Consider the following 13174-nt stretch of genomic DNA (forward strand, 5'->3'; position numbering starts at 1 on the left):
GCTATCGAATTGTCAGACCCCTGAGTCACAGTTGTCTCAGGAAGTCTTTTGCTACAACTGGGGGAAGTTATTAACCAGAACATGTGCGGTTACCATCCGCAGATTTCGGACCTTGTCCAGCTCGGTGCCTCGTGGGGGCGGGTCCTGCAAGTGGGCTGCACTCCTCTGGACTTAGAACTCGACGTGGAAACTCGCGTCTTGACCCGTGCCGGTGAAGATCCGCAGTTGCCCCCCGGGATCTACTGGGCCACGACTGACGGCGTCACCGATGCTCTAGTCCTCCACGGAAGTGGCGACTTGAGCACGCTGCCGGAACCGGCCCAACGGACCACGTTGGCGGAGGCATCCGAGAACGACCTCGGGCCCGCAGGGCTGAACTGGTTGGACCACTGGTGGCCGGATGGATTGGAAGTTCCAGCCCCATCATTCTCGTTGAGGGACCTAGCGGTAGCCCGTTCCACTGGACGGGATGCCACGATCATGAAGCGCAGACTCGACCGCACGGCGTGGAGCTACTACGTGAGGACCGATGGCAAGCATCAGTGGGTGTCGGAGCGCGACCTTGAGCCGATCCCAGAGCTCGCGGGTGAGGCAGATTGGGTATCCGGTGACCCCTCACCGGCCGCCAGCTTTTCCGCAATGTTAACGCGGGCCAAACTGAACCGCGGTGTGACGGACGCTTTGTTCTCCTACGGAGTTTCCAAGACCAACATTTTGCCTTATCAGTTTAAACCCGTACTCAAATACCTCGATTCGGCTACGGAACGCATGCTGATTGCCGACGAGGTGGGCCTGGGTAAGACGATTGAGGCAGGGCTGCTTTGGACGGAAATGGCGGCCAGAGGCCAGGCCGACCGTGTCATGATTGTGTGCCCCTCCGCTCTCGTTGAAAAGTGGCGGCGCGAAATGCAGAACCGTTTCGGGTTTGAGTTGCAGAGACGCTCGTCTGCGGATCTTTCGAACATGGTTGAACAGCTGAGAAACGGAACACTTCCCGCCCGGTTTGCCTATGTAGTTTCTCTTCAGACATTCCGAAGCTTTAAAGACCTGGACGAGCTGGACGGCCTGAACTTTGGTCTTGATCTGTGCATCGTAGACGAAGCTCACCAGATGCGGAATTCAATAACTGCTAGCCACAAACTCGGGCTCCTACTGCGGGATTTTTCGGCTTCGATGATCTTGCTGAGTGCTACGCCGCTTAACCTCGGGAACTCTGATCTGTTGTCACTCATGCAGCTGCTCATGCCCGGTGAAGTGGAAACGGTTCAGGATCTCGAGGCCAGGCTTGACCATCATGAGCCACTTCAGCTGCTTCGCCGAAGCGCCACAAACCCATCAGTGACAAACGCGCAAAGGCGCTTATGGCTAGGACGAATTGCAGACTCCAGCATGGGGGCGGCACTGCGGCAGCGCGCTGCGTTCAGCAAGCTCGAACAACTTCTTAAAGACGACAGTTTTGGCCCTGATCAGGTTCCAGCGCTGAGGGAGGCCTGCTCTCAACTCCACGGGCTGTCTGCGGTTATCACGCGTACTAAGAAATCTGAAGTAAACGAGTCGACAACAGTACGTCACGCCACCAACGCCCCAGTCCGTTGGACGGACGCGGAGCGTAACTTCTATGAGGCGTACTACCAATGGCTCCGCGACGTTTCGATCCAACGTCAGCTCCCTACGGGGTTCGCTCTACAGATGCCCCTTAGGCTGGCCGGGAGCTGCCTGCCGGAAACCGCCCGCAGCGTGCTTCGCGGCGCGCTGGATGAATCTGACGGTGACGGCGGCGGAAGCGCAACCAATAAGACTTCAATTCTGCAGCAGGAAACACCGCCTCCTGGGGTCGTAAAGCTCGCGCTTGAGCTAGGTTCGACGGACACAAAGTTTGAAGCGCTTATCGAGGCACTGAATTCCGACGAGATGAGAGGCCGTCAAGCCCTCCTCTTCACGTTCTCGCGGGATACGCTGGCCTATCTTAGGAAGCGCCTTTCCCCCCTAATGAGGATCGCGGAACTTCACGGTGGTGTCTCCGTCGATGACAGAGAGACACTAATGCGTCAATTCCGTGCTGGAAAGTTCGACCTAGTGATCGCCACACGAGTAGCAAGTGAGGGTCTGGACTTCGAGTTCTGTTCACTCGTGATTAATTACGATCTCCCCTGGAATCCAATGGAAGTTGAGCAGCGTATCGGCCGTATCGACCGTATCGGGCAATCCTCGGAAAAGATTCTAATCCTGAACTTCTCCACACCAGAAACGATCGAAACGAAAATTCTGGAGCGTCTCTATAAACGGCTTGGAGTTTTCGAGCACTCGATTGGAGAGCTGGAGCCGATTTTGGCCGAAAGCTTCGAAGAGATCCAGGACATCGTTCTAGACTTCACATTGAGCGCGAGCGAGCAGCAGTCAAAGCTCAACAAAGCCCTGGCTGCCGTGGAGCAGAACCAGTCCGATTCACGTGAGCTGGACTCTGCCGCATCGAAGCTTCAAGCCGAGGATCAATTCGGCATAGAAGCGGTAGAGAAGCGAGTGGCTCGGGGCCGTTATCTTGGCCAGAACGAGCTGGCGACCCTGGTTGCCGATTGGGCTCGGATTAGAGGTGGCAAAGCTGACATCAATCGCGAAGCCTCGGAGCTTAGGGTCTCAATAAATGACGAGATGCTCCATCGTATGGTCACGTGGCGCCGCGACAATGGGCAAACTTCCTCTGAGATCACTCGTGTGGAGAGTGCAGCTCGGGCCAAGCGGCCCGTCGTTCTGTCTCTGAGTCCGGAAATAGCCCGACTCGAGGGCGGGTCGCTACTTAATGGTCATCACCCATTAGTCCAGATGGCCTCACACGATTATCAGGACCACCATGTTCCGCGTTTTTCGATGCTCCAGGCGGATGCTACGGACGAATGCCGACCTGGCACCTACATAGTGGCATTCGCCGCGGCTGAATGGCGGGGACTTCGCCCGACTCATGAGCTGTGGACAGCGTCGATAAACCTAGACACCGGTGAACAAATGGACGATTCGGTCGGCGGACTGTTGTTTTCGGCCTTGGCGCAAGGCCGTCTTCGTGAGGGGACAGCCTCGCTACATCCAGAAGCAGGTATTCTTTCCACCGCATCGATGGAGACGCTGAGGCAGAGACGGCACGAGATCGAATTTGATCGTCAGAAGGAAAATGAGGCACTGGTCCTCGAACGAGAAATGCGGGCGAAGCAAGTATTCAAGAATCATCGAATATCAGTCCTGAACAGGATGGCCCAAGCACCGAGCATGAGGAAGGCGTTTCAGGGGCAGCTGACACGGGGGGAGAACCGCTTCAATGACTCGATGGCACGGATCAGCACCAGTCGACAGACAAGCCTTTCGCTGCAAGAACTCGCCGTCGCCCAGTTCGAGGTGGTTTGAACGTGGATAAGAAGTCACAGGTTCTGGCCTACGAGAACGCGGTGAACAGTCGTTACATAAAAAGTGCCGCGTCAAAGTTGGAGTACCGCGCCGCTGGAGCATCGCGGTCTCGGAAGGAACAAGGACCGCTTACTGGGCGAGTGTCGGTCGAAGGCCAAGAAAAAGGCACGTTTGAAGATTTCTATATCGGACCACGTCACCTGGAGGCTGAGGGTGTTTACGTAATCAGCTGGGCTGCCCCCGCCGCTGCAATGTTTTTTGGACGTGAGAAGCGCTGGAACAACCAAAAAATCAGGGCACGGCGTCGTTTTTCGAAGCGAGTAGACCGTTTGACTGATTATGCGGACGACTGGATTGTACGCCCTGAGGGCGATCCTTTCGTTGCCGCTCGCAGCCAACCGAAGCAACCACCCCGACCCGCTCCGGCGGGTGGAAAATCCTGGTTATCCAAAACACGCGCAGAGAAGGCTCCGATTACCGAGCCACAACAAGTGGACCTGATTCCCGACCTGCTCCTCCCACCGCCGTCAGTCAACGGTGACCTTTTCTCGCACCTCGAAACCCCGGCTGAGTCCGCGCCCTCAACTACCGAAGATCTCCTGCGAGCGACGCTGGCCGCCCCAAGGACGGGCGGGTTGGAAGCGGTCCTGTCCACTCTTCAGCCCGAGCAATACAGTCTCGTTACGGCAGACCCAACTGCTTCCCTTGTTGTTCAGGGCCACGCCGGTACCGGAAAAACGATCATCGCTACGCACCGTGCAGCCTGGCTAGTTGACCCTAACAGGGGGCAGCCCCTCAAGGACGTACTATTGGTGGGCCCGACCGAGGCGTGGGAAGAACACATTTCTCTGGCGGTAGCGGACCTGCACGATGGCGCAGGACTGGTCCGTATCACCTCGATCCAGCGGGTACTTGTGGACGTGCTGGCAATAGATGAAAAACAAATCCTTGGCCGACGAATGGAAGATGCCGCCGCGCCACCGAAAGGCTCGGAGCGAGTCATTGCGGATTTAGTCGCCTTGTACAAATCGACTCGGAGAACTGGCAGTTTGCGTGCTGCCTACGAAGCAATCCTGATCCTTGAAACGGCCAAGGCGTCTGCTCGGTCGAGAGATTTTTACTCATGGAGAAGCACACTCCCCCGCACCTACGAGACAGCACGTTCCCGACCATCCCTTTGGCCCCTCCTCGCATACGTCCAAGTGCTGATCAATCCGCCACAGCGACACTCGCACATCATCGTTGATGAAGCCCAAGATCTGTCACTGCTTGAATGGCAGACGCTGATGCACCTAAATTCCGGTACGTGGAGCCTGGTCGGAGATATGAACCAAAGGCACTCTCCTCGGACGTTCAAAAAGTGGAGCGAACTGTATAGGGATCTTCCGAGTAGTCGTTGGGCGGAGCACACAATTAACAGCGGTTTCCGCACAACCCAGTCCATTTCCGACTTCGCTGCATCCCTATTGCCGATCACCCAACGCCGCCGCGGAGCGTCGCCTCTTGGCGAGGGCAAGCCGCCCTTGGTCATCAGCGTGGCGGAGCGCCGCCGGACGATGGAGTCCCTGACAATCGACGAATGCCTTCGACTGTCCGCGGATCACCCGGAAGGAACAGTAGCGGTCATCACGCCCAACCTTGAAGGGGTGGCTGCAGCGGCCCGACTGGCAGGCTGGAAAGCCGATGGACGGCACGCTTACGTGACGGGGGAACGGAAGCGCTTTCAACTTCTCTCGCCAGAGGAGGCTCGCGGGCTCGAATTCGACGCCGTCGTCGTCATGGAGCCAGCGACTTTCCGTGCCAGTTCCGGGACTAACGGTCGGCTTTATACCTCACTAACACGTGCCAACTTGGAGCTCGTCGTTGTGCACGACAAGCCTCTTCCAGCCGCTTTGGCGCGAGCGACCAAAAAGCTGCAGCGCGGTACATAACAACTGACGGAGTATAAGCCGTTATTGTGCTTCGGTTCAGCAGGGTACTAGAAAATGAAATTACGAAAATTATGAGGACTTCTTTGGGTTACGGGACAAACTCTGCCAGAAAGATCAAACGCGGATACCTAAGCGCCTTTCTAACAGGCTTCTTTTTCCCTGTCACCGTATTTTTTTACATGATGGCTTATGTAATAAACGAGGCACTTGTTCACTGGAACCGCCGCCCCAAGAATAAAGCGAAGTGGGGTCGTGATTCGGTGATCAGCATTGAGATGTTAGCGACCCTGATTGTTATACCCACGGTGGGATTAGTCGCCAGCGTTGGCACGAGTTGGGCGTTTTACCAATTCGCTGAATCATCGAGCAAACCAGGACTAATAAATGATGCATGGGTGACGCTGACTGTAACCATGATCGTGAGCCTTCTTATTATAGTCTCAACGGTAAGAGAATTAGCTCGGCATCAGGAGGGAATTGAAGTTTTCCCGTTTGAACGCGATGCCAAGCCTTCCGTCGCGCTGAGACAGCTTCGCGACCTTCGAGTCCGGGTAGACGCCGCCTTCCTTCCGGGACGGTACCGCGAAGCGAGTCGTTGGATTGATGAGATCTGTGCTGACGACGCGCGGATCGAATCATTTTCGCGCCGAGCTGCTCTCCACAGACTCTTACGGAAAGGCTCGCTAGATTTCAGGCAGTACGTTGTGATGATGTCCGGCGGTCTCATGTCAACGGCGGCGGTCCTTTTGTTCATTTGGATCAAATTCCAGCCGCCAGGTGGGACGCTCGCCCAGTGGCAGTTGACGCTGGCGCTCCCCATTATGTTCGTTTTGTTTATTGCACTTTTTCGAGGCACGGTCGCCTGCCGCCTTCTACTTGAAGCATTCCGGCATCAACGACTAGAGAAAAGAATCCGGATTATGGAATCGAGACAGCAGGAAAGAACGGAGGGCGGCGCTAGTAGCGCAATCCAACTTCAGAGTCTGAACGATAAGCTGGTTGCACTTACCACTGAAATTGAGCAATTGAGATCCGATATTCGCCGCTCGCAAGTGCAAGCCACACCCAGATTCAAAATTTGGGGGACGCGCTGAAAGTTTTCCCTTAGAAGCGGCTTGTTGGCCAGGCCACTCCAAGAAAGAGCTAGCTGTACTAACCCGGTTGGTTGATGACGCGGCTGGCTGGTGAGGCGCCTTTGAGTGCGGTGTGGGGCCTGCGCTGATTGTAGTACTTGATGAAGTCCGGGTAGCAGGCTTGCCTTTCGGCTTCTGAGCGGTAGGTCTTGGCGTAGGCCCATTCCTCCTGGAGGATGCGGTTGAAGCGCTCGACTTTGCCGTTGGTTTGCGGCCGGTAGGGCCGGGTGCGCTTGTGTTTTATCCCGGCTTCGGCGAGGACAGCGGCGAAGGTACGGGAGCGGTAGCAGGCGCCGTTATCGGTGAGCACCCGCTGGATTTTGACGCCTCGAGCGGCAAACGCGGCGATGGCGTTGAGCATGAATGCCGACGCGGTTTCCTTGGTTTCGTCGGGCAGGATCTCGGAGTAAACGAACCGGGAATGGTCATCCACTGCGTGATGCAGGAATGAGTAGCCCCGGACCTGGCCGCGGTATTTGGCCCGGCCTTCACCGAGGTTCCGTGCCCGGGAGTTCGCTGCGCCCTGCACCCGGCCGTGGACGCGGTGTCCGCCGCCGTCCGGGATCCGGCCAAGTTTCTTGATGTCCACGTGAATCATTTCGCCAGGCCAGGCGTATTCGTACCGGCGGGCCCGGTCCCGGCCACGGACCCTGACCCCGGTGGCGGGGTCGGTGAACCGCAGTGGCGGGCAGAGATAGCGGGTCAGAATGCGGTGGACCGTAGAGATGTTTAGGTGCAGGTGGTAGGCGATTCGGGCAGGTCCCCACCGCCTGCTCACCCGTAGTCCCAGCACGCGTCGCTCCGTGCGCACCGGGGTCTGGTGCGGGCAGGTCAGGGGCCGGCTCCGGCGGTCCTCCAAGCCCGCTTCCCCCAGTTCCCGATAGCGGCGGGACCAGCGTGTGGCGGTCGGGACAGAGACATTGAATCTTTCGGCGGCACGGCGCAACGGCCAGCCGTCAACCACGATGCAACGGGCCAGACGCAGACGCCCCGAATAGGCCAGAAACGCGTTACGGTGGGACACGAGGACCTCCTGGTTTGTGTTTGCTCTCGACAAGCACCACACAACACCCGGAGGTCCTCTTATTACGTCAAATCAGTACCCGTGTCATCAACCTGCCGGGACAGTACAGCTAGCGAGCCACTGCGGCCGATGCCGCATACACATCCGCGGGCATCGGCCGGTGCAGTTTCCACGTGATCGCCATCGGTTTCTCGCCGACGTGCTGCAGGTAGTCCACCTGCCCCAGGCATGTATACGGAACAGTCAGACCGGTCTCGTCGTCCGCAGTGTCCCTAGTAAAGATCAGAACCCTTGAGCCGTGGGAAACCCGGTCAAGGTAGCGCCGTCCCGTCGGGCTCGTCGGCGACGTCGCGTTCTGCGACTCCCAGTGGAACAGCTCCGGGCTGATGGCGTAGTCCTTGTACATCGTGGTCGCAGAATGCTTCTTGTCGTCCTTGTTCAGGGTGACAAAGAAGGCATCTGTGGAAGTTGCAGGACACCATGCGACGCCCTCGCGGTGCTGCACGTTCTTGCCCTGTTCCAGCGAGCCGTACTGAAGCGCCGCGAGAACCTCCTCGCGCCGGTAGGTAGCATGCGAGAGCAGCGGGACATGCTGTAGCCCGGCACCAAGGCTCTTGGCTGCATGTTTCGATGCAGCCACCCCCAGCCTCACGACCTGACGGATCTCGCGGCACACAAACTGGTAGCTACGCAGATGGTCCAGGCCGTCGTCGTACGTTGTGAATCCGCCGCCGTCGTCCCATACCGTGTAAAAAAGCATGCGTGCAAAAGTCTGCTCGCGCATGCCGAGCTCGGCGTAGCGGGGCGCGTCGGGAGCAACGAGCATCGAATAGGCATCGACACGTTCGGGATCGTCCACGTGAATCAGCGCGGCCATGCGGCCCAGCAGCTTCTTTTCCTCCGTGTCCGACAGCTCCTCGATCTTCCCGCGGAGCACGGTCTCCAGGGGTGAGAGCCCTTCGATCAGCCCTGCCTGGCGGAGGTACCCGGTCCACGAGTCCCTGGTGGACCGGTAGATCGTCTTCATGTCGTTCCCCGACCGCTCCAGATAGGCCTCCAGCTCGGTCTCGGCGTATGAGGCGATGTCCCGGACCAGCTGCGCCCGGTTAAACCGGAGCTGTGCCTTGATGTTGTCCAGCACCACCTTCTGCGCCACCCGGTCCAGCACGATCTGCGAGCCGGACGGCAGGAACGGGAACTCGTCCTCGACAGCCTTCTCCAGCTCCTTGCGGCCGTAGCCGGTCAGCGCCCGGTAGCGCAGATCAAAGCGGAGCTCACGGCGCTGCTGACCGATGAAGTCCAGGACCGTCAGCACCGCCTTGCCCTCGGCGCGACGCAGTCCGCGTCCCAGCTGCTGGAGGAAGACGGCGGCGCTCTGCGTGGGCCGGAGCAGCAGGATGGTATCTACTTCAGGCAGGTCGAGGCCCTCGTTAAAAAGGTCGACAGCGAAGATGCAGTTGATGGTCCTGTCCCGCAACTGTTGCAGCGCGAGGGCGCGTTCGCCGTCGTCGGTCTTTCCGGAAACGGCGACGGATGGGATGCCTGCACGGTTGAAGACCTCTGCCATGTAGAGCGCATGCTGCACCGAGACGCAGAAGCCAATGGCCCGCATGTCCGCTGTGCTGGTGACCTTGTCGCGGAGTTCGCGGATCACTTTGCCGGCACGCGCCTCATTGCCGGTATAAAGGGCGTCCAGCTGAGCGACGTCGTAACTGCCACGCTTCCACTCCAAGCGGCTGAGGTCGACGTCGTCGGAAACGCCGAAGTAGTGGAACGGCACCAGGAGATCCGCGTCCAGTGCGTCCCAGAGACGGAGCTCGCTGGCCCGGCGGCCGTCAAAGAACTGCTTGGCGACGTCGACGCCGTCACCACGTTCGGGAGTGGCGGTCAGGCCAAGGAGCTCCAGGGGGCGCAGGTGGTCAATGATCCTGCGGTAGGTTGGTGCTTCGGCGTGATGGAACTCGTCGATGACAACGACGTCGAAGTCGCCTGGCGCGATCTTGTCCAGTCCAAGGGACGCCAGAGACTGGACACTCGCGAAGACGTGCTTCCAATCTTTTGGCTTATGTTCCCCGACGAACAATTCGCCGAAGGAGCCTTTCTGCAGCACCCGCCGGTAAGTCTGCAGCGATTGCTTCAGGATTTCCTGCCGATGCGCGACGAACAGCAGTTTGAGGTCCCGACCGGCCGCTTCGCTGAGCCCCTTGTAATCCAATGCCGCGATTACGGTCTTGCCGGTGCCCGTGGCAGCGACGAGCAGGTTGCTATGGTGGCCCTTGGTGCGCTCGGCCTCGAGATCTTCAAGCATCTCAATTTGGTGGAGGAAGGGCTGGACTTCCAGGCCGGTGTTCCACTCCGGCGCCCCGGTGGCCCTCCCGCCATTGCGGGCCAGGGCTGCGTCCAGCTTGTCCCCGTCCGCTTCCGGGTCGTAGGGCTGAAAGGTCCGCTGCTCCCAGTAGCTGTCGAAAGTGACCTCGGATTTCTGCAGGAGCGCCGGCGTGGCTACCGAGCTGAGCCGGACGTTCCATTCGAGCCCGTCCAGGAGTGCAGCGCTGCTTAGGTTCGAACTGCCCACGTAGGCGGTGTGGAAGCCTGAGTTGCGGCGGAACAGCCACGCCTTCGCATGGAGCCGGGTGGAGTGGGTCTCGTAGCTGATCTTGACCTTAGCTCCGTACCGGTTGACAAGTTCGTCGATGGCCCGGCGTTCACTGGCGCCCATGTAGGTGGTGGTGATGACGCGAAGTTTCACGCCCCGGTCTCTGAGCTGCTCAAGTGCCGGCTCGAGAAGTCTGATGCCGGTCCAACGGACAAAGGCGCAGAGGAGGTCGACGGTGTCCGCTGACTCTATTTCTGCGCGCAGTTCTGCAGCCAGGTTGGGGTCCTCGTTGCTGTTAGTCAGGAGCGCGGAGTCGCTGAGCCTTGTTGTGGGGCGGCGGAGGTGGCGGCGCTTGAGGGTGTCGGGGCGGTGGAGCGAGTGGAGCACCGTGGGCCCGTCCGCGATGCGGTCATTTTGCTGCAACGCTTCGAGTAGTCGGTTGGCAAGGGCAACTCTGTCCGCGGGGTGGGCGGCAGCGAGAGCGTCGCGCACTGCGTCGGCGACATGACGGGAGAGGAGATCGGGAGTGTCTTCGTCTCCTACTGATTCGAAACACGGTTCCAACAGGGGAAGCTTTGACAGTGTCGTCATAAGTGCGTCGGTCTTTATCAGTTCATAGAGACCTTCCGGCAATTCCTCAATCGCCGCTCCCCCATCAGAAATATTCACTTCGCCAGGCTATTGGGTGGAGCAGATGAAAACCAATAACTCGTCCTGTCCGCGGCGTCATTTAGCATGGGCCAATGACCATCTCAGTGGGGGAACTCTTCGAAAAGTCCGAATTGCTGCCAGCTGGTGTCGTGCAGTGGGGCGAGCAGGCTGAACTAGATCTTCTCGGTGTCTACATAGTGGCGTCCACCCCGGACCTCAGCGACCGAGTAGGCCGGATCGGCATTTATCGGCCTGACACCAGTGCATTCGACACGCTTAGATCCCGTTGCCCCTCGGTGACCGTGGATGGCGCACCGGCAACGAACGAGAAGCTCGCCAAACGAATCGGAGCCTTTTGGATTCCTGAGTCTGCCGTCCTTTACATCGGTCTTGCCGGCACTTCTGTGCGGAAGCGGGTCAACCAGTACTACAGCACTCCTATTGGTAACCGCTCCCCCCATGCCGGTGGTTGGTGGCTGAAGACCCTTGCCGATCTTGAGGCACTGTACGTGCACTATGCGGCCGCAGAGTCACCGAAATCGGCCGAAGCTCGACTCCTTAATTCCTTCGCAGCTGCCATTCCACCTCCCGTGCGCCGTGCCCTTCACGATCCTGAGAGAATCGCACCCTTTGCAAACATCGAGGTGCAGGCGGGAATGCGGAAGCGGCACGGCATGGCCGGTTATAAGAAAGAGCGTGCAAACGCAGCGACTCCGCCGATACCTGCCGCCGGCGCCGCGTTCTCAGCTGCGCCTGACAGTAACCGTGCTCCTGCAAGGCCGGCATCCGCAGGCACGGCTGGTTCCGGTAGTGGGATTCGAATTGAATCTCAGATCATCACCGACAAAGACCGTGCCAGTTCTAACCTACGTATCCCTGCCCGATCGAAGTTTGCGCTGCCGCGTGCAGATGGATATCTAGAGGTGAGCTATCAAGACCGGATTTTTAAGGCACGCTGGCGAGTGAACGGGTCCCGTTCTGGAACCATCGGACTGGGAAGGACAATCATGAGTTCAATTGAGGCCCCGAATAACACCATTTGGATGCGCGTTGATGGAACCAGAGTCTTTATCGAGGATTGAGGCAGTCATCATCGAACCGGTAACATACCATCGCCCGGCGTCGTCAGGAAGGGGAGAGTGAAGGCATATCTGATCTGAAAATTCATCTGGGACGGGGCCTGCACCGGCTGCGACTTTAGTCCAGATAGGTGACCCTGACCGGTCACGGTCATACCTGAACCTGGGGGCAGGCACAATCACTCGGCTTTGATGTTGGAGTGTTTCACAACCTTCGCGGCCAGGCGTCCGATTTGGCCCAGTAGCTCGAGCGGTTGTGCTTCCAGATCCAATGAATGAGTGAAAATACGAACGTCCGTCCCATGTATCTCATAAATCGTCTCGTCGCATTCACCCTTGGCGTAGACAAGGTGGCCCGCCTGCATCTTGAACCTCGTGCAATATGCGAGCATTTGATAGAGGTCTGCATTAGGAAAGCGACCGTTCCTCTCAGCCTTGTATTTCGCGTCGAGAACAGCCAGAACGTCTTGGTCGCGTCGCCACACGATGTCAGGCCGGAGTGGCACCACTCCGCCAACGTCCAAATGTTTTCCTCGGTACTGCAGATCCACACTTCCACCGTGGGACGCCATAGCTTCACGGAGTGCTACGGATACGAAGTCCTCGAAAACCTCCCACATGTCGAAGAGGAATGAACTGGCACTAACGGTCCCAACCTGCTGTTCCAGAGAGCCACCCTTGAGAATGATCTCCGCCAACAGGACGGCGGGAGCGTAGTGGGCGTTGAGCCGGGTAAACCGGATGGGTGGAAAAACCGTAGGCCAGGCCAGACCCACTCCTTCAAACTTCAGTTCCAGCTTGCGCAAGGACTGTCTGTCAGTTTCGGCCAGTCGGGGGACGGTGAGCAGCTTGCGTGTTGCTGCCAGCAGCATGCGGTTCTCCGCGATGTCGACGGTGTAGTCGTCGTATGTCACCTCCGCCGGCAATGGGAGTCCAGCTCGGCGCCCAATCTGTGCTGGAATGTTAAGTTTGCCTCGGACCATGGGTTCAGACTCCTGCACCGTCTTGTAGTCCTGAAGAAGGCCTTGGACGGTGGCCTGCTTGACCTGGCGGATGAAGGAGCCCACGATGCTGCTGACCAGGTGCTCATCTGCTGAGAGTGACACATCGTCATTTCGCCAGTAATTCGGCGAACGCGAGTAGCCCATGAGGAAGAACAAACGTGGGATCGGAAGCTTGGGCTTGATGTATAGCTCGTGCTCACCAACGGCGACCACGCCAACTTTTGACACGGAAGACACTGACCACAGTCCTTCACCTTGTGGCAAAGCAGTAGCAATTCCCAGACTATTTATGGCCCAACCAAGACTGTCCGGTAATGCCAAAGTCAGGGTGGCTGCGGCTTCACGGATTTCGAACGCCGGCAC

7 protein-coding genes are annotated in these 13174 nt (G+C 58.4%); 4 read left to right on the forward strand and 3 right to left on the reverse strand.

Translation table 11 applies throughout. From position 1 onward, the window contains the following. Positions 1–480 precede the first annotated feature (480 nt). The 3 genes from QF038_RS15305 (at position 481) to QF038_RS15315 (ending at position 6418) form a co-directional block, all read left to right on the forward strand. Entirely contained in the window at positions 481–3393 is a 2913-nt protein-coding gene (locus QF038_RS15305; protein ID WP_307610936.1) for a DEAD/DEAH box helicase, read from the forward strand. A gap of 2 nt (positions 3394–3395) precedes the next feature. Continuing rightward, positions 3396–5324, forward strand: a complete 1929-nt coding sequence (locus QF038_RS15310; protein WP_307610938.1) for an AAA family ATPase — start codon at positions 3396–3398, stop codon at positions 5322–5324. Between the two features lie 71 nt (positions 5325–5395). Beyond that, entirely contained in the window at positions 5396–6418 is a 1023-nt protein-coding gene (locus tag QF038_RS15315; protein WP_307610940.1) for a hypothetical protein, read from the forward strand. Between the two features lie 58 nt (positions 6419–6476). Here QF038_RS15315 and QF038_RS15320 read toward each other — a convergent pair whose 3' ends face one another. Further along, positions 6477–7481 (reverse strand): IS481 family transposase, encoded by a 1005-nt coding sequence (locus QF038_RS15320; RefSeq protein WP_307610942.1) that lies wholly within the window; start codon positions 7479–7481, stop codon positions 6477–6479. Positions 7482–7590: 109 nt separating this feature from the next. Next, positions 7591–10668 (reverse strand): DUF3427 domain-containing protein, encoded by a 3078-nt coding sequence (locus tag QF038_RS15325; RefSeq protein WP_373461650.1) that lies wholly within the window; start codon positions 10666–10668, stop codon positions 7591–7593. Positions 10669–10820: 152 nt separating this feature from the next. Between QF038_RS15325 and QF038_RS15330 the strand changes: the two genes are divergently transcribed. Next, positions 10821–11810 carry a hypothetical protein gene (locus QF038_RS15330; protein ID WP_307610946.1) on the forward strand — a complete coding sequence of 330 codons (990 nt, stop codon included), beginning with the start codon at positions 10821–10823 and terminating at the stop codon, positions 11808–11810. 176 nt (positions 11811–11986) lie between these two features. Here QF038_RS15330 and QF038_RS15335 read toward each other — a convergent pair whose 3' ends face one another. Next, positions 11987–13174 (reverse strand): McrC family protein, encoded by a 1188-nt coding sequence (locus QF038_RS15335; protein ID WP_307610948.1) that lies wholly within the window; start codon positions 13172–13174, stop codon positions 11987–11989.

This window comes from Pseudarthrobacter sp. W1I19, assembly GCF_030817835.1.
Taxonomy (GTDB): domain Bacteria; phylum Actinomycetota; class Actinomycetes; order Actinomycetales; family Micrococcaceae; genus Arthrobacter.